Here is an 18,118-nt window from a genome sequence, read left to right as displayed (position 1 = left end):
CTCCATGTTCAAGCCCCTGGCGCTGGTCGCTGCCGTACTGACAGCATTCAGCCTGAATGCCTTCGCCAAGACCGAGTTGACCGTGTACACGGCCCTCGAAGCCGAGCAGTTGAAGACCTACAAAAAGGCCTTCGAACAGGCCAACCCTGATATCGAAATCAAATGGGTGCGCGACTCTACCGGCATCATCACCGCCAAGCTGCTGGCCGAGAAAGACCGCCCGCAAGCCGACGCAGTCTGGGGCCTGGCCGCTTCCAGCCTGGCGATCCTCGATCAGCAGGGCATGCTGGACAACTACGCGCCGAAGGACCTGGACAAGATCGGCAAGAACTATCGCGACGCCGCCAACCCGCCGGCCTGGGTCGGCATGGATGTGTGGGCCGCAACGATTTGCTTCAACACCGTCGAAGCCGAAAAGCAGGGCCTGACCAAGCCGGTGAGCTGGCAGGACCTGACCAAGCCTGAGTACAAGGGCAAGATCGTCATGCCCAACCCTGCCTCGTCCGGCACCGGTTTCCTGGACGTCAGCGCCTGGTTGCAGACCTACGGCGAGAAGCAAGGCTGGCAGTACATGGACGATCTGCACCAGAACATCGGCCAGTACGTTCACTCCGGCTCCAAGCCTTGCAAGCTCGCGGCTTCGGGTGAGTTCCCGATCGGTATTTCCTTCGAATACCCGGCCGTGCAGTTGAAACGCCAGGGCGCGCCGCTGGACATCATCTTGCCGAAAGAAGGCCTGGGCTGGGACATCGAAGCCACTGCCGTCATGAAAGGCACCCACAACGCCGACGCCGCGAAAAAGCTCGCGGATTTCTCCGCCAGCCCGGCTGCCATGGACCTGTACAAGGACAACTTCGCCGTCCTCGCTCAGCCTGGCATTGCCAAGCCGCAGACCGAATTGCCAGCCGACTATGAACAACGCCTGATCAAGAACGACTTCGCGTGGGCCTCGAAGAACCGTGACAGCATTTTGACCGAATGGCGCAAGCGCTATGACGGCAAGTCGGAAAAACAATAATTTTACCTCTACCTGTAGGAGCGAGCTTGCTCGCGAAGAACGAATAGGCGACGCGAGCAACCAGAAGCGCTGCGTCATCGTTGACGCTCTTCGCGAGCAAGCTCGCTCCTACAGAGGGCTGCGAAATCCATGACGAAGCACAGTGATCTACTGATTATCGGCGCCGGCATCCTCGGCCTGTCCCACGCCTTTGCCGCCGCCAAACGCGGGCTCAAGGTCAAGGTGTTCGAACGCAGCGCCACGCCACTGGGCGCCTCGGTGCGCAACTTCGGCCAGGCCCTGGTCACCGGGCAACCGCCGGGGGCGATGCTGGACCTGGCACGGCAAAGCCGTGACATTTGGGGCCATTGGGCGCATGTCGCCGGGCTGCAACTCAAGCGCAACGGCGCGTACCTGTTCGCCCGCACTGAAGCGGAAGAACACTTGCTGGAAGCCTTCTGTGAGGGACGTGCACAAGAGCACGGCTACAACGTCGAACTGCTGCAAGGCGCGGCGATGAAGGACCTGTATGGCGGCCAGTTTCGTCATCACCGCGCTGCGCTGCACGGCAAGGACGATCAGCAACTGTATTCCCGTGAAGCGATCCCAGCGCTGATCAACTACTTGGCGCAAGAGCTGAACGTGGAGTTTTATTTCTCAACCTTGGTGCGTGACGTTGAACCGGGCCAGTTGCACAGCACGGCAGGCAGCTTTCGCGGCGAACAGATCATCGTGTGCTCCGGCCACGACTACCAGACCTTGCTGGCCGAAGCGATGGCCGAACTCAATCCGAGTATCTGCCGTCTGCAAATGTTGCGTGCCCGACCTGCCGTCAACCTGAACCTGCAACACGCGTTGCTCACCGGCTTGAGCTGCGTGCACTACGGCGCTTTCGCCGACCTGCCGGAAGCGGCGCCGGTGCAGGCGCAAATCCTGCGCGATGCTCCGTACCTGCACGAACACGGCATTCACCTTCTGATCAGCCCGACGCCCCATGGCGAATTGATCATCGGTGATTCCCATGACTACGGCAGCGACGCGTCGCCCTTCAACGCCGAGCAGGTGGATGACTGGATGATCGAACTGGCTGAGCAGACCTTGGGCTGCAAAATTCAGGTGGTGGAGCGTTGGCAGGGTGTGTACGGCTCGCGGGGGCCGGGGCCGTTTTCATTCCTGCGCGTGGCGCCGGGAGTGAGCGCCGCGTTGATGCACACGGGCGTGGGCATGAGCGTGGGGCCGGCGATGGCCGAGCACAATATCAGTACCCTGTGGGGAGCTGCGTGATGAACCCGGAACAGACCATCGCCGAGGTCTTCGGCTTGTATGAGCAGCACGGCACGGCGGATTACATCGGCGAGCCGGTGTCGCAGATCGAGCACATGTCCCAGGCCGCGCAACTCGCCATGGCCGAAGGCTTTGATGATGAAGTGGTGCTGGCGGCGTTTTTCCACGACATCGGGCATCTCTGCGGCCAGGGCGGCGAGAACATGGGCGGGTACGGCGTGGTCAGTCATGAGCGGCTGGGGGCGGATTACCTGCGCCGCGCGGGCTTCAGCGAACGCATGGCCCGGTTGGTGGAATGCCACGTGCAGGCCAAGCGTTACCTGACCTTCAGCCAGCCGGACTACTACGCCCGCCTCAGTGAGGCCAGCCGCCGTACCCTGGCCTTTCAGGGCGGTGTGATGAGCACCGAAGAAGCCCAGGCGTTCGAACAGGACCCGCTATGCGCCGTGAGTTTGCGCATGCGTCATTGGGATGAACAGGCCAAGGAGATGCATGTACCGGTGCTCGACCTCGACGTGCTCAAGGCCAAGGCGCGGCAGTTGCTGGCGGCCTAGGCGTCGTCGAGGCGCTGGGCCAGTGCTTCGACCTGCTCTTGGCGCTCGGCCTGGCTGAGCCTGGCGTGAGGGTTGAGGGACGACCATTGCGGGTGGGCGCGGGCTTTGTGCAGCGCGTCCGGCAACTTGCCTTCGCGCCAGGTCTTGTCCTGGGGTGTATCGACCTTGATGCTGTGCATCGCCGCATGGCCGCGCAGGTTCAGGGCCTTGAGCAGCTGGCGCTGACGCAGGGCGAGCAGGCGCAGCACGCTGTCATCTACGGTCAGCTCGCGCTGGCCTTTGATTTTGCCCAGCAACCGGCTGCCATAGCTGCGCGCAGTCTGCAGGGCGCCACCGGCAATCGCGCCGGCCAGGGCGGCGGCGCCCAAGGTCAGGCCGCCGACTAGCAGGTCCACGCCCGCACCCGCTGCCGCGCCTGCGGCGATCCCGCCACCGACGCGCACGCCGAGTTGCTTGAGGGTTTCCGGATTGAACAGGTCATCGCCCCAGCGCCCGTTGAGCAAAGGCAAGTCGCTGGCGGCGGCGTCTTGTGGGCGGAAGCCAAATAATTTGAGCAGGGCTTCCACACATTTTTGTTCACGCTGGCGCACGGCTTTGCGCAGGTCGCTGATGGCTTGTTGCTCATCTTCAGTGACCACACTGCGGCGACAGGCGGCGCAGTCGATCAGCAGTTCGGCGATCAGTCGCGCAGCACTTTGCTGGCGGGCCTGGCGCTGGGCCACCTGGTAAAGAATCAAGCGCTCCAACTGTGGTCGCGCGCTTTCCAGTAGCAGGGCGAGGCTTTCGTACAAGCGCCGTTCGCCGTCTTCCGGCGGCGCTACGCTGTCAAATCGCACCAGCGCATGCAGGCCAAGGCGGGCCAGGGCTTCGCGCCAGTCTGGCTCGCGGTGGTCGCTGCTGCTGACGAAATTAAGCACGGGCAGCAACGGCTTGCCGCAACTGGCCAGCACTTGTAGCTCGTCGCGGTACTTGGCCAGCACCGGCTCGCGGGCGTCGATCACATACAAGCCGGCATCGGAGGCCAGCAGTTGGCGCAGCACCTTGGCTTCCTGTTCGAAACGCTGGCGGGCTTCGCTGCCTTCCAGGAAGCGCGTCAGGCGGGCCGGCCCATCGAGGCGTTCGCCGGGGCGATCCAGGCGTTCCAGGTAATCGAGCAGGGCGATGGCGTCTTCCAGGCCGGGTGTGTCGTACAGCTCCAGCAAGGCTTCGCCGTCCACCGACAAGCGCGCGCCTTCCACATGCCGTGTCGTGCTGGGGCGATGGGAGACTTCACCGAAGCCAACATCACGCGTGAGGGTGCGCAGCAACGAGGTCTTGCCGACATTGGTGTGGCCGACCACGGCGAGTTTCAGCGGTTTAGTCATGACCCGTCTCCAGCCAGTTCAACGGCGCGCAGTCGGCGAAAGGTAACTCCAGTTGCTGCAACGCGGCGTGCCAGTCGCCTAGGCGTTCGGCGTCCAGCGCCTGGCCGGGTGGCGCTTGCAGCAGCCACACGCGGGTGGCGGTGGCGCTGCGCGCGAGTTCGGCGATCAGCGCCAGGCTGCCGCGATCCGGCGAGCGCCGTGGGTCGCAGGCGACGGCCAGGCGTGCGGGCGGGAAGCGCGAGAGTTGCTCCAGCAGTTTGTGGCGTGATTCGCGGCTGTCGAGGATGCCGGCGTTCTTCACGCTGGCGGGCAGTTTGGGCGGCCAGGGATGTTGGTCGTCCAGTTCGATGGCAACCAGCAGGGCGCCGTCGCTTTCCAGTTCACTGACGCCGCCGCTGACGTGGTGCAACTGCTCGGGCGCGGCATCGTTGACCCCGAGGCGTTCGCTGCTCGGCATCAGACGCTCGCGCAATGGGCTGTAGCCAGGCAGGTTGAGGTCCAGGCGCAGGGCGGCGCGCCCGCGTTTCCAGCGCCACAGGCACAGCAACGCGAGGATCAGGCGGGGCAGCAGGCCATAGACCAGCAGCACGCCGACCAGCCATGCGGCCCAGGCTTGGCGGGCGCTTTCGATATTCAGGGCGGAGTCGCCGCTGGCGCGGATCATCTCGACGGTCGGCACATTGAAGCCCAACAGAGCAGGCAAGGTGCCGAGGGCCTGGGTGACGGCGACGAAGGTGTCGGCACCGAGAATGGTGGTTTCCCACACGAAGCCGTAGCGGCGGGTAGCGAGTAGCGTGAGCAGAATCACCATGGCGCTGAGCAACGCCAACAACCATAGACTGTTGACCAGCGCCCCTACGGCCCAGCGATTGAGTTTCTGCCGTTGCAGTAGCAGTAACAGTGCTGGCGCCAGTTGGGCGGCTTTGGCATCACGGGCGAATTTTTCGCTGAGCCACAACCATAGTCGCCCCAGGCTGGCACTGTGTTCGCCGGCAAACAGCAGGCCGAACGCCCAACTGATCAGCAGGATCAGGTTCAAGCCAAGCAGGCTGCCCAAGGCCCAGAACACATTCACCGGCGTTAGACCGTTGCCCAGTGCAGCAAACGCCAGGCCTGCGCCGCTGATGACCGCGACGATTGCCAGCAGCACCAGCGCCAGACGCGCACCTTGCAGCCAGCGGGTGAGGGCCGCTGTGAGCCCATCGCGTTCGGCCAGGTGCAAGGCGCGCTGCTGGATACGTGTCGGCAGGTCGCCCCCGGCCGTGCGGGCCAGGCGGTTGGCTTCCAGGTCTTCCAGCGGGCCGGCGTGTTCTTCGCGCAGGCGCACGGTTTCTGTCAGCCAGAGTGTGTGCAGTGGAGTCACGCGTAGTCCTGTTGTGTTTGTGAGTCTGGAGCATAACCCCTGGCTCGGGGCTCTGGTATTCTCGTCGCCATGAAAAAAACTCTCCCTTTAAGCCTGATCGCAGCCCTCGGTGAAAACCGTGTGATCGGCGTCGACAACAGCATGCCCTGGCATTTGCCGGGGGATTTCAAATATTTCAAGGCCACCACGCTTGGCAAGCCGATCATCATGGGGCGCAAGACCTGGGATTCCCTGGGCCGACCGTTGCCGGGGCGCTTGAACATCGTGGTTAGCCGTCAGACCGATCTGGCGCTTGAAGGTGCGGAAGTTTTTCCGTCACTGGAGGCGGCGGTAGAGCGCGCTGAAGCATGGGCCAAGGCGCAAGGCGTGGACGAGTTGATGCTGATCGGCGGTGCGCAATTGTATGCGCAGGGGCTGGAGCAGGCGGATCGCCTGTATTTGACGCGGGTGGCGTTGAGTCCGGAAGGGGATGCTTGGTTTCCGGAGTTTGATACGAAGCAGTGGAAGCTGGTGTCGAATGTCGAGAATGCGGCTGAGGGAGATAAGCCGGCGTATAACTTCGAGGTTTGGGAAAAGGCCTAGGAGCATCGCCGGCAAGCCGGCTCCTACAGTTGATTGCGTTACCCTGTAGGAGCCGGCTTGCCGGCGATAGCGGTCTATCAAGCCTGCGCTAACTCCGCATGCTCATCCGCATTCAACAGCGCCTTATCCGTCTGCCCCATGACCTGGCTGGTGATCGCACCGGCGGTCATCGAGCCATTTACGTTCAGCGCCGTACGGCCCATGTCGATCAGCGGCTCTACGGAAATCAGCAGCGCCACCAGTGACACTGGCAAGCCCATGGCCGGCAGCACGATCAGCGCGGCGAAGGTCGCACCGCCGCCCACGCCGGCAACGCCTGCCGAACTCAAGGTCACGATCGCCACTAAGGTCGCGATCCACAGCGGGTCCAGCGGGTTGATGCCTACGGTCGGCGCGACCATCACCGCCAACATCGCAGGGTAAAGACCGGCGCAACCGTTCTGGCCGATGGTCGCGCCAAACGAGGCAGCGAAACCGGCGATGGACTGTGGGATGCCCAGGCGACGGGTCTGCGCTTCAATGCTCAGCGGGATCGCCGCCGCGCTGGAGCGGCTGGTGAAGGCAAAGGTCAGCACCGGCCACACTTTGCGGAAGAAACGCAGCGGGTTGATCCCGGCCAGGGACAGCAGCAGGCCGTGCACCACAAACATCAGGCCCAGGGCCAGGTACGAGACCACGACAAAACTGCCGAGCTTGATGATGTCTTGCAGGTTGGAACCGGCGACCACTTTGGTCATCAGCGCCAATACGCCGTACGGGGTCAGCTTCATCACCAGGCGCACCAGACGCATCACCCAGGCTTGCAGGGTGTCGATCGCGTTGAGCACTTTCTGGCCTTTTTCCACGTCATCCTTGAGCAGTTGCAGCGCGGCAACCCCTAGGAAAGCGGCGAAAATCACCACGCTGATGATCGAGGTCGGCTTGGCCCGGGCCAGGTCGGCAAACGGGTTGGCCGGCACGAACGACAGCAGCAGTTGCGGGATATTCAGGTCGGCAACCTTGCCGGCGTAATCACTCTGGATCACTTGCAGGCGCGCCATTTCCTGGGTGCCGGCCACCAGGCCTTCGGCGGTGAGGCCGAACAGGTTGGTCAGGCCGATACCGATCAGCGCCGCAATTGCGGTGGTGAACAGCAGCGTGCCGATGGTCAAGAAGCTGATCTTGCCCAACGACGAGGCGTTGTGCAGACGGGCCACAGCGCTGAGGATCGAGGCAAATACCAGCGGGATCACGATCATTTGCAGCAGTTGTACGTAGCCGTTGCCGACCAGATCGAACCAGCCGATGGAGGCCTTGAGCACCGGATTGCCATCGCCGTAGATCGTGTGCAGAACGGTGCCGAACACCACACCGAGCACGAGGGCGAACAGGACCTTCTTGGCGAGGCTCCAGTTAGTACGACGGGTTTGTGCCAGGCCCAGCAACAGGGCCACGAACACCAGTAAGTTGAGAATCAGGGGCAGATTCATTGAAGCTCCGTTGAGAAGGCAGCCAATCGCGTGAGCCTGCGATTGCGAACCGGAAAGCCTAACAGCTTGAAATATATTGATTTAATATCGATATGGAATGGTGGCTGTCGTTTTTGGAATAAGCGTTTGACGCTCAGGCACATGCCGTTGGCGCGATCACGACGCAAGCGGTCGCGCTCGGGCGATAACCGTCACAGGGATTTGTTAGCGTCGGTGTCTTTCACTCAGGGAGAAAACGCATATGAAGCTCGCTTCGAGATTGTTTGCCGCCGCGCTGTGCCTTGGCCTTGCCGGCCAAACCATGGCCGCCACCGAGTTGAAACACTGGCCGGCCCCCGCCGCCAAGCAACTGAACGAAATGATCGCCGCCAACGCCAACAAGGGTAACTTCGCGGTGTTCGACATGGACAACACCAGTTACCGCTACGACCTCGAAGAATCCCTGCTGCCCTACATGGAAAACAAAGGCCTGATCACCCGCGACAGCCTTGATCCGTCGCTCAAGCTTATGCCTTTCAAAGACACCGCCGACCATAAGGAAAGTCTGTTCAGTTACTACTATCGCCTCTGCGAAGTGGACGACATGGTCTGCTATCCGTGGGTCGCCCAGGTGTTTTCGGGGTTCACCCTCAAGGAACTCAAAGTGCAGGTCGATGAGCTGATGGCCTCCGGCAAGCCCGTGCCCGTCAGCTATTTCGAAGGCGATGTGGTGAAGAAGTCCGAGGTGCAACCGCCGAAAGTCTTCACCGGCCAGGCCGAGCTGTACAACAAGCTGATGGAAAACGGCATCGAGGTGTATGTGATGACCGCCGCCTCGGAAGAACTGGTGCGCATGGTCGCCGCCGATCCGAAGTACGGCTACAACGTCAAACCCGAGAACGTCATCGGCGTGACCACCCTGCTCAAGGACCGCAAGACCGGCGAACTGACCACCGCACGCAAACAGATCACCGCCGGCAAATATGACGAGAAGGCCAACCTCGGCCTGGAACTCACCCCTTACCTGTGGACCCCGGCGACCTGGATGGCGGGCAAGCACGCGGCAATCCTCACCTACATCGACGAGTGGAAAAAACCGGTATTGGTAGGTGGCGACACGCCGACCAGCGATGGCTACATGCTGTTCCACGATGTGGATGTGGCCAAGGGCGGCATCCACCTGTGGATCAACCGCAAGGACAAATACATGACCCAACTGAACGGCATGATCGCCAAGCATGCGGCGGCGCAGGCCAAGGAAGGGTTGCCGGTGACGGCGGACAAGAACTGGGTGATCGTCAAGCCTGACGAAATCCAGTAGCCCGACGCAACCTTGTAGGAGCCCGGCTTGCCCGCGATGGCGTCAGTGAGATCAATGCAAGACTCAAGGCCGTCATCGCCGGCAAGCCGGCTCCTACAGAGGTCGGCAAAATAGATATCAATTGCGAACCAATCTCATCCTCTGCTAGCGTGCGCACTTCCTGAACCCTCCGTTCTTCTCAAGGTAGTGCTGTGTCCTCCTGGAATTCGCAGATCGCGCGCCTGTTCGCGGAGCAGAAGAAAGCCCTCGAGGCCTTCGTCACCCGTCGCACGGGCAGCGCTCAGGTGGCCGCTGACTTGACCCAGGAATCGTTCCTGCGCCTGGCGCGCCTGGATTCCGGCGAGAAGATCGACAACCTCCCAGCCTTCCTTTTCACCATCGCCAGCAACCTGGTGCGTGATCACCAACGCCAGGCCATTCGCCGCGAGCGCCTGGATGCCGGTGAACCCAGTGAAGAATTGCCTTGCAGCAATCCTGGCGCCGATGAGCAATTGGCTGCCTATCAGCAGGAGCAACTGATGCAGGACGCTATCCTGGCGTTGCCCGAGGCGACTCGGCAGATCTTCCTGCTCTATCATGTCGACGAACTTTCCTACCGCGAGATTGGCGAGCGACTGTCGATCACCCCGCGCAGCGTGGAATACCAATTGCGTCGCGCCTTGATTGAATGCCGCGCCTACATCAAGACGCGGCTCGCCAGCGACACACAAGGACGTCGGTCATGACCGCCACACCCACTGCCGACGAATTGTTCGAAGAAGCGTCTGGCTGGTATTTCCGCCTACAGGCCGAAGATGTCACGGCCGCCGAAATGGACGCCTTTGCCGCCTGGCTTGGGCAGGGCCAGCCACAGGATGACGCTTGGCAGGAAGTGCAGGCCATGCTCGGCGGTTTGCGTGAACCGGCGCGGGTGATCCGCCGCGCCGAACAGGCTGCCTGGCGCCAACCTGCGCGCCGTTGGGCATATGCCGCTGCCATATTGCTGGCAGTGGGCTTGACCGTGCAAAACACCCCCTGGCTCGACCGCCTGCGCGCGGACTACGCCACCCGCACCGGCGAATCGCGCACAGTCGAACTGGCCGACGGCTCCCAGTTGCAACTCAACACTGACAGCGCGATTCAAGTGCGCATGAGCGGCGGTGAGCGTCAGATTCGTCTGCTGCGTGGCGAAGGGTTTTTCAGCGTGACCAAGGACCCGGCGCGGCCTTTCGTGGTGCAGTCCGGCGATGGCTGGGTGAAGGTGGTCGGCACCCAATTCAGCGTGGCGCGGCGTGATGCACAGACGCGTGTGCAGGTGGCGCAGGGCAAGGTGCAGGTCAGTGCGGGCAGTGGTGAGCCGGTCTACCTGGAGCCAGGCCGGGCGGTGGAGTATCAGGATCAGCACCTCGCAGAGGTACATGGCTTCGACCCGGCCAGCGGTTTCGCCTGGCGCCAACGGCAACTGGTGTTCCGCCAGCAGCCGCTGTCGGAAGTGGTCAGCGAGTTGAATCGCTACTGGCCCGGCAAGACTCTGGTGCTGGGCGATGCGCTGCGCAATCGCGTGGTGTCCGGCGTGTTCGAGATCGACAAACCCGACGCTGTGATCAAGGCGCTGGAATACACCCTCAACCTGCACGCCGAGTACTACACCCCGTATTTGCTGGTGTTGCGCGAAGGCAAAGCGTCCTGACGACAACTTTTTCAAAATAGTTTCAGGGTTTCCCCGCGAGCCATCGTCCTTGATCACTGAGGCGTAAATAGTAAGCACTCTCAAGTAGTGCGGCGCCGATCACAGACTTTTTTGCACCGGGGAGCTTCATCCATGGCACACCGATACGCCGCACGGCCCTTGCTGGCACTGGCCATTTCCTTGGCCTGCGGCACCGCACCGCTGTACTTGCAGGCCGCTGAGACCACTCAGGCACAGACCTACCGTTTTGATATTCCAGGGCAGAGCCTGGACGGTGCGCTGGCAGCTTTTTCGGCGGTGACACGGGTGCAGGTGTTGGTGAGTGGTGAATTGACCCAAGGGGTGGTGTCGCCGGGGGTGAGTGGCAATCTGGGCCAACGTGAAGCCTTGGGGCAGCTGCTCGGCGGCACTGGGCTGAGCGCGGCGTTTATCAACGCCGATACCGTCACCCTGGAAAAACGCGTGGACACCGGCGGCGCTCTCGAAGTCGGTGCCACCACCATCAGCGCTGAACGCTTGGGGGCGACCACCGAAGGCACCGGCTCCTACACCACCGGTGCCGTGACCCTCGGCAAAGGCGAGCAAAAGCTCAAGGACATCCCGCAATCGGTCAGCGTCATGACCCGCAAGCAGATGGACGACCAGAACACCACCAAACTCTCCGAAGTGGTCAAGCGCACCCCCGGCCTGACGGCGACCAAGTCCCCTGGCCCTGGCATGTTTATCTTCTCCCGTGGTTTTGAGGTCGGCACCCTGCAATACGACGGCGTCGGCATTCCGCGCAACACCTACGCGCTGGGCAGCTACCTCACCGAAAACATGGCGATCTATGACCGCGTGGAAACCTTGCGTGGTCCGGCCGCCTTGCTGCAGGGCGCGAACAGCCCCGGCGGCACGATGAACCTGGTGCGCAAGCGCGGGCAACAGGCGCCGACTGTCACCGTCACTGCCAAGGCCGGTTCCTGGGACCACTACGGCACACAAGTGGACGCGGGTGGCCCGCTCAATACCGAAGGCACCTTGCGCGGCCGTTTTGTGGCTGATTACGACACGACCGATTCTTTTGTCGATTACGCCGGCGGTTGGAACCAGACGGTTTATGCCGCGGTGGACTACGACTTCACGCCAGACACCACCGTCGGCGTGGGCATCAGCAACCAGAAGGGGCACTCGCGGCCCAACTTCATGTCGCTGCCCCGGTATGCCAACGGCAGCGATATCGGCCTGTCGCGCTCGACCTTTGTCGGCGCCAGTTGGAACCGTAACGTCAATAACCAGACCCAGGTGTTTGCCGATATCGAGCATCGCTTCAACGATGACTGGAAAGTGAAGGCTGCTCTGGTGGCCATGGATGAGCACAACGACGCGACCTACCAGGCCACGTGGGACACCATCCCCAATCCCGGTGACACCGGCACCGTGCGTTACGTGGACTGGGTCACTGATTTCAACACCAAGAGTCGCGGTGTGGACGTGTATGTCGACGGTAAGTTCGAAGGCCTGGGGTTGCGGCAGGAGATGGTGCTGGGCGCCAACTATTCCAAACTCACCACAGATGATTTCTGGGCGCGCGCGGCGACGCCGGGGGCGGATATCTTCAATATCGACCACAACCGTCCGCAGCGCGACAGGAACCAGTTGTTCCAGGCAGGGAATGCGACGAAGAGCTGGTATGACATTCGCCAGAAGGGGATTTATGGCACCTGGCGCGTCCAAGTACTGGACCCGCTGACGTTGATCCTCGGTGCACGTACCAGTTGGTATGACTATTCCTATAAGGACGAGAGCGGTGCCAGGGGGGTGTACGGCGAGCCGACCAGCAGCACCACGCAAAGCAATGGTCACGTCACGCCCTACGCCGGCCTGGTTTATGCGCTCAACGAGCAATGGTCGGCCTATGCCAGCTATACCGACGCCTTTGAGCCCCAAACCAACCTGACCACCTCATTGACCGTGCTCAAGCCCATTGAGGGCCAGAACTACGAGCTGGGCCTGAAAGGCGAACTGGCGGATGGCCGCCTCAATACGTCGTTCGCGGTCTTCCGCTATGACCAGGAAAACCGTGCGGCTCAAGACCTGCAAGGCGGCAAGGTTTGTGGCGGCTGGTACTGCTCGCTCGCGTCCGGCAAGGTTCGCAGCCAGGGCTTCGAGGCCACCTTGAGCGGTGAGGTGCTGCCGGGCCTGCAACTGGTTTCCAGCTACACCTACAACACCACAAAATTCATCAAGGACGACACTTACGAAGGCAAGATCTTCAGCACCTGGACGCCCAAGCACCTGCTCAAGGTCTGGGGTGACTACCAGTTGCCGGGGGACTGGAGCGACGTCAGTGTCGGCGCCGGTGTGACCGCGCAAAGCAGCACCGTCGCCTATGACCGCACATTCAGCGTGCCCGGCAATGCCTTGTGGGATTCGCGGGTGGCCTACAAGATCAACCAGGAATTCACCGTCGCGGCGAACCTGAATAATATGTTCGACAAGAAGTACTACATCCCTGCGTATAACGCGAACTGGGGTAGTAACTACTATGGCGACCCGCGCAATGTGATGTTCACCATGACCTACACCCCCCAATTCTGAGCCATTACGCATAGCCTTATGTGGGAGCGGGCTTGCTCGCGAATGCGCAGTGTCAGTTGACACTTCATTGACTGATCCAACGCATTCGCGAGCAAGCCCGCTCCCACATTTTGATCTTGAGTGCCCTGAAGGTTTTGATCAGGCAAAAAAATGCCCCGCACGTGGCGGGGCATTTTTATGGGCGCAGCTTACAGACCGTCAAGCATCGCCTTGTTACGCACAGCACCCTTGTCGGCACTGGTGGCCAGCAGGGCGTAAGCCTTCAATGCGGTAGTCACTTTGCGTGGACGCTTCTCCACTGGCTTCCAACCCTTCTTGTCCTGCTCAACCCGGCGCGCGGCCAGTTCTTCATCGCTGATCAACAGGTTGATCGAACGGTTCGGAATGTCGATCAGCACCTTGTCACCATCCTGCACCAGGCCAATCGCGCCGCCGGCAGCGGCTTCTGGCGAAGCGTGGCCGATGGACAGGCCCGACGTACCACCGGAGAAACGGCCGTCGGTCAGCAGAGCGCAGGCTTTGCCCAGGCCCTTGGATTTCAGGTAGGACGTCGGGTACAGCATCTCCTGCATACCCGGGCCGCCTTTCGGGCCTTCGTAGCGGATGATCACGATGTCGCCTTCCTTCACTTCATCAGCGAGGATGCCGCGGACCGAGCTGTCCTGGCTTTCGTAGATCTTGGCGCGGCCTTCGAAGACGTGGATGGACTCATCCACACCGGCGGTTTTCACCACGCAGCCATCCAGGGCGATGTTGCCGTACAGCACGGCCAGGCCGCCTTCTTGGGAGTAGGCGTGCTCGACACTGCGGATGCAGCCGTTTTCACGGTCGTCGTCCAGGGTGTCCCAGCGGGTCGACTGGCTGAAGGCGGTCTGGGTCGGAATGCCCGCCGGGCCAGCCTTGAAGAAGGTGTGCACGGCTTCGTCGTCAGTCTGGGTGATGTCCCACTTGGCGATGCCTTCGGCGATGGACTTGCTGTGCACGGTCGGCAGATCGGTGTGCAGCAGGCCGCCACGGGCCAGCGAACCGAGGATCGAGAAGATCCCGCCGGCGCGGTGCACGTCTTCCATGTGGTACTTCTGGATATTCGGCGCGACTTTGCACAGTTGCGGCACGTGACGGGACAGGCGGTCGATGTCGCGCAGGTCGAAATCGATCTCGGCTTCCTGGGCCGCGGCCAGCAAGTGCAGGATGGTGTTGGTGGAACCGCCCATGGCGATGTCCAGGGTCATGGCGTTCTCGAACGCCTTGAAGTTGGCGATGTTGCGCGGCAACACCGACTCATCGTTGTCGTGGTAATAGCGTTTGCACAGTTCGACGATGGTGCGGCCGGCCTGCAGGAACAGCTGCTCGCGGTCACTGTGGGTGGCCAGGGTGGAACCGTTGCCCGGCAAGGCCAGGCCCAGGGCTTCCACCAGGCAGTTCATCGAGTTGGCGGTGAACATGCCGGAGCACGAACCGCAGGTAGGGCAAGCGCTGCGCTCGTATTCCGCGACCTTCTCGTCAGAAGCGCTGGAATCGGCGGCGATGACCATGGCGTCGACCAGGTCGAGGCCGTGGGAGGCGAGCTTGGTCTTGCCGGCTTCCATCGGGCCGCCGGAAACGAAGATCACCGGGATGTTCAGGCGCAGGGAAGCCATCAGCATGCCGGGGGTGATCTTGTCGCAGTTGGAGATGCAGACGATGGCGTCGGCGCAGTGGGCGTTGACCATGTATTCCACGGAGTCGGCGATGATCTCGCGGCTCGGCAGGGAATACAGCATGCCGTCATGGCCCATGGCGATGCCGTCATCCACGGCGATGGTGTTGAATTCTTTGGCGACACCGCCGGCGCGTTCGATCTCGCGGGCGACCAGTTGGCCCAGGTCCTTGAGGTGGACGTGGCCCGGTACGAATTGGGTGAACGAGTTGGCAATCGCGATGATCGGCTTCTTGAAGTCGTCATCTTTCATCCCCGTGGCACGCCACAGTGCGCGCGCGCCGGCCATGTTGCGGCCGTGGGTGGATGTTTTCGAGCGGTAATCAGGCATTGGAGCACTCCGGGCGGCTAATCGGTATCAATGGGGAGTGAGCTTCTATTGACGTCTGGAGCACTCAGAAATGGCCGTGTGTCCGGAAGTTGCCACTCGCGTCGCGGGATCGCCGCGTGCTTGGGCCTCGAGCTCATAAACCCGCCGGGGGATGACTGGCGATGAATAGCGTCGATTCTACACCGCTGGCGGCTGGAGGGAATGGCCGAAACCGTGAAGATAGCGGCTACGGGACGTGCGGGAGACCCACAACCGACTGTAGGAGCCGGCAAGCCTGCTCCTACAGTCGGTTAGCGTCCAGTTCTGGCATTGGTCAGCCAGCCCCACAGGCTAAAGACGATGAAGCTCAGGGCGATGGTGATCAATAGGTTGGACCCGGTTTGCGCCAGGGCGGCACTGCTGACGGCGGCGGTCAGGAACATGATGCTATTGCCCGCCGAGGCAGCAGTACCCGCACTGCTTGAGAACAGCAGCATTGCCGCAGAAATCGCCGCCGGACGAACCAGGGTCACGGCCAGGGCGCTGATTAACATCGGGATGAGCAACGTCACTGGGGTGATGGCATCCAGGCTGACGATCAGTGTTAACAGCACGCCCGCGACGAGCAGCAGCCCCAGGCCGATATTGATTTGCCGGGACAGCGAAATCCGCTTTTGCAGGTACGAGGCCGCAACGCCGCCAAGCAAGTAGGCCACGCCATAGACCATCAACACCAACGCGTACTGGTATTCGGAGAGCTTCAGCGCGTCCATGAAAATCAGCGGTGTCACGCTGATCAAGGCGAAGTAGCAGGCGAATACCAGTGCGGCGATCCACCAGTAGCGCAGGAAGTCGCGATTACGGGCGACGGCTTTCAGGGTGCCGATGATCGACACCGGCGTGCGGTGTGGGCTGGCGGACTTGGACGGCAGGATCCAGAGGGCGTGGATCAACATGCCCAGTGCCATTACGGCGAACCCATAAAAGCTGCCTTGCCAGTCGAAGGTGGTTTGCAGCCAGGAGCCGATCAACGGCGACAGCGCAACGAATGAACCGCTCAGGGTCATGTAGTAAAGGCGCACGCGAGCGCGGTCTTGCTCCTCGAACAGGTCTTCCACCAGTGCGTGGCCCAGTACGAAGAACCCGCAACCCATGGCCTGGACACTGCGAAACAGCAGGAAGGTCAGGTAGTCCGTCGCCAGTGCGCAACCGAGGGCACCCAGGATCGACAGCGTAATGCACCCGAGCAGGACTTCCTTGCGCCCCCATTTGTCCGACAGCGGGCCGGTGATCAGTTGAGAAATGGAAAAGACCAGGGTGAACAGGCTGATGGACAGCGCGACCTCGGCGATGGGCGTATCGAACCTTTCAGCCAAGGCCGGAAAGGAGGGCAGCAGGATATTGATCGGGAAAAAACTGATCAGGGAGATGCAGGTGATGAGGATGAAGCGCGAGAGTTGTTGGCGTTTTATCTCGCCACTGAGCGGGGGCGAGTAGGTGGACTCAGACATTGTTTTTGTTTTCCGGAGTAATTCCAGAAACCGATACTAGTCTGCGAAAAATGGAATTCAACCCATAACGCCATGAAGCCTGCAATCCCCTGTAGGAGTGGGCTTGCCGGCGATAGCGATGGGTCAGGCGCTGATGCAGCGCCAGGCATAACGCCATCGCCGGCAAGCCGGCTCCTACAGGGGGGCGGTGTTAGTTAGCTGTTTGGCAACAACCGGCAAGTAATGCTCTTGATGTAACGCGTCTCGGCAATCGCCGGGTGCACCGGATGATCCGGACCCTGGCCGCCACGCTCCAGCATCTGGATATTGCGATCCAAATGACGAGCGCTGGTCAGCAGGATGTTTTGCAGGTCATCTTCCGGCAGGTGCATGGAGCACGACGCGCTGACCAGGATGCCGTCCTTGCTGAGCAGGCGCATGGCTTGCTCATTCAAGCGGCGGTAGGCGCCTTCGCCGTTCTTCATGTCTTTTTTGCGTTTGATGAAGGCCGGTGGGTCGGCGACGATCACGTCGAAGCGTTCCTCGCTGGCTTTCAGCTCTTTCAGGGCTTCAAACACGTCGCCTTCGATGCAGGTCATCTTCTCGGCAAAGCCGTTCAGCGCGGCATTGCGCTCCACGCCGTCGAGGGCGAAGGCGGAGGCGTCGACGCAGAACACTTCACTGGCGCCGAAGGCCGCAGCTTGCACGCCCCAGCCGCCGATGTAGCTGTAGAGGTCCAGCACGCGCTTGCCTTTGGCATACGGGGCCAGGCGTGCGCGGTTCATGCGGTGGTCGTAGAACCAGCCGGTCTTCTGGCCCTGGATCACCGGGGCTTCGAATTTCACGCCGTTTTCTTCCAGCGCAACCCACTCCGGCACCAGGCCGAACACGGTCTCGACGTAGCGGTTGAGGCCTTCGGCGTCGCGCGCGGCGGAGTCGTTCTTGAACAGGATGCCGCTTGGCTTGAGCACTTGGGTCAGGGCGGCGATCACGTCTTCTTTATGCGCTTCCATGGTCGCCGAGGCGATCTGCACCACCAGGATGTCGCCGAAACGGTCGACCACCAGGCCTGGCAACAGGTCGGAATCGCCGTAGACCAGGCGGTAGAACGGCTTGTCGAACAGGCGGTCGCGCAGGGACAGGGCGACGTTCAGGCGGTGCACCAGCAGCGACTTGTCCAACGGCAACTTGATGTCGCGCGACAGCAGGCGAGCGCAGATCAGGTTGTTCGGGCTCATGGCCACGATGCCCAGGGTCTTGCCGCCGGCCGCTTCCAGGATAGCCTGGTCGCCTGCCTGGAAGCCGTGAAGTGGGGTGGCGGCCACGTCGATTTCGTTGCTGTAGACCCACAGGTGGCCGTTGCGCAAACGACGATCGGCGTTGGCTTTGAGACGCAGGCTTGGCAGGGACATGACGTCGCTCCGGAAAAAAGAGCGGGAGTATACCTGTTGCGGCGC

At 61.7% G+C, this 18,118-nt stretch carries 14 protein-coding genes; 8 read left to right on the top strand and 6 right to left on the bottom strand.

Going from position 1 to position 18,118, the window contains the following annotated elements:
• Window positions 1-4: 4 nt before the first annotated feature.
• The 3 genes from RB216_RS27725 (at window position 5) to RB216_RS27715 (ending at window position 2,835) form a co-directional block, all read left to right on the top strand.
• Complete coding sequence (locus RB216_RS27725) at window positions 5-1,018, top strand: putative 2-aminoethylphosphonate ABC transporter substrate-binding protein (RefSeq protein ID WP_016975997.1); 1,014 nt, start codon at window positions 5-7, stop codon at window positions 1,016-1,018.
• Between the two features lie 129 nt (window positions 1,019-1,147).
• On the top strand, window positions 1,148-2,281 hold the full coding sequence (locus RB216_RS27720) for a TIGR03364 family FAD-dependent oxidoreductase (RefSeq protein ID WP_308908109.1): 1,134 nt from the start codon (window positions 1,148-1,150) through the stop codon (window positions 2,279-2,281).
• Window positions 2,281-2,835: a phosphonate degradation HD-domain oxygenase gene (locus RB216_RS27715; protein WP_308908108.1), complete on the top strand. Its 555-nt coding sequence runs from the start codon at window positions 2,281-2,283 to the stop codon at window positions 2,833-2,835. Before RB216_RS27720 ends, RB216_RS27715 begins: the two co-directional genes overlap by 1 nt.
• On the opposite strand, the gene RB216_RS27710 is transcribed toward RB216_RS27715, so the two are convergent.
• Window positions 2,832-4,199, bottom strand: a complete 1,368-nt coding sequence (locus tag RB216_RS27710) for a DUF3482 domain-containing protein (protein WP_308908107.1) — start codon at window positions 4,197-4,199, stop codon at window positions 2,832-2,834. The two genes, RB216_RS27715 and RB216_RS27710, sit on opposite strands and share 4 nt — an antisense overlap.
• Complete coding sequence (locus tag RB216_RS27705; RefSeq protein ID WP_028618335.1) at window positions 4,192-5,562, bottom strand: DUF2868 domain-containing protein; 1,371 nt, start codon at window positions 5,560-5,562, stop codon at window positions 4,192-4,194. Before RB216_RS27705 ends, RB216_RS27710 begins: the two co-directional genes overlap by 8 nt.
• A gap of 69 nt (window positions 5,563-5,631) precedes the next feature.
• Between RB216_RS27705 and RB216_RS27700 the strand changes: the two genes are divergently transcribed.
• A complete protein-coding gene (locus RB216_RS27700; protein WP_028618334.1) occupies window positions 5,632-6,144 on the top strand; it encodes a dihydrofolate reductase in 513 nt (170 codons plus the stop codon).
• A 77-nt stretch (window positions 6,145-6,221) separates the two neighbouring features.
• Here the strand turns inward: RB216_RS27700 and RB216_RS27695 are convergent, their stop codons facing one another.
• Window positions 6,222-7,613, bottom strand: coding sequence for an L-cystine transporter (locus tag RB216_RS27695; RefSeq protein ID WP_028618333.1), 1,392 nt, complete (start codon window positions 7,611-7,613; stop codon window positions 6,222-6,224).
• A 241-nt stretch (window positions 7,614-7,854) separates the two neighbouring features.
• Here RB216_RS27695 and RB216_RS27690 point away from each other — a divergent pair, with 241 nt between their 5' ends.
• From RB216_RS27690 to RB216_RS27675, 4 genes are all read left to right on the top strand, one after another.
• Window positions 7,855-8,913 carry an HAD family hydrolase gene (locus RB216_RS27690; protein ID WP_028618332.1) on the top strand — a complete coding sequence of 353 codons (1,059 nt, stop codon included), beginning with the start codon at window positions 7,855-7,857 and terminating at the stop codon, window positions 8,911-8,913.
• 191 nt (window positions 8,914-9,104) lie between these two features.
• Entirely contained in the window at window positions 9,105-9,638 is a 534-nt protein-coding gene (locus RB216_RS27685) for an RNA polymerase sigma factor (RefSeq protein WP_028618331.1), read from the top strand.
• A complete protein-coding gene (locus RB216_RS27680) occupies window positions 9,635-10,582 on the top strand; it encodes a FecR family protein (protein ID WP_308908106.1) in 948 nt (315 codons plus the stop codon). Before RB216_RS27685 ends, RB216_RS27680 begins: the two co-directional genes overlap by 4 nt.
• Window positions 10,583-10,714: 132 nt before the next feature.
• A complete protein-coding gene (locus RB216_RS27675) occupies window positions 10,715-13,162 on the top strand; it encodes a TonB-dependent siderophore receptor (protein ID WP_308908105.1) in 2,448 nt (815 codons plus the stop codon).
• Between the two features lie 188 nt (window positions 13,163-13,350).
• On the opposite strand, the gene ilvD is transcribed toward RB216_RS27675, so the two are convergent.
• The 3 genes from ilvD to RB216_RS27660 all read right to left on the bottom strand — a co-directional run bounded on the left by ilvD (window position 13,351) and on the right by RB216_RS27660 (window position 18,073).
• Window positions 13,351-15,192 carry a dihydroxy-acid dehydratase gene (gene ilvD, locus RB216_RS27670; RefSeq protein ID WP_016976011.1) on the bottom strand — a complete coding sequence of 614 codons (1,842 nt, stop codon included), beginning with the start codon at window positions 15,190-15,192 and terminating at the stop codon, window positions 13,351-13,353.
• A 290-nt stretch (window positions 15,193-15,482) separates the two neighbouring features.
• Window positions 15,483-16,682 carry an MFS transporter gene (locus RB216_RS27665; protein ID WP_122686910.1) on the bottom strand — a complete coding sequence of 400 codons (1,200 nt, stop codon included), beginning with the start codon at window positions 16,680-16,682 and terminating at the stop codon, window positions 15,483-15,485.
• A 194-nt stretch (window positions 16,683-16,876) separates the two neighbouring features.
• Window positions 16,877-18,073, bottom strand: a complete 1,197-nt coding sequence (locus tag RB216_RS27660; protein ID WP_003195152.1) for a class I SAM-dependent rRNA methyltransferase — start codon at window positions 18,071-18,073, stop codon at window positions 16,877-16,879.
• Window positions 18,074-18,118 lie beyond the last annotated feature (45 nt).

The organism is Pseudomonas canadensis (assembly GCF_030980095.1).
Lineage (GTDB): Bacteria > Pseudomonadota > Gammaproteobacteria > Pseudomonadales > Pseudomonadaceae > Aquipseudomonas > Aquipseudomonas canadensis.
This window is presented reverse-complemented; position numbering and strand designations above follow the sequence as displayed.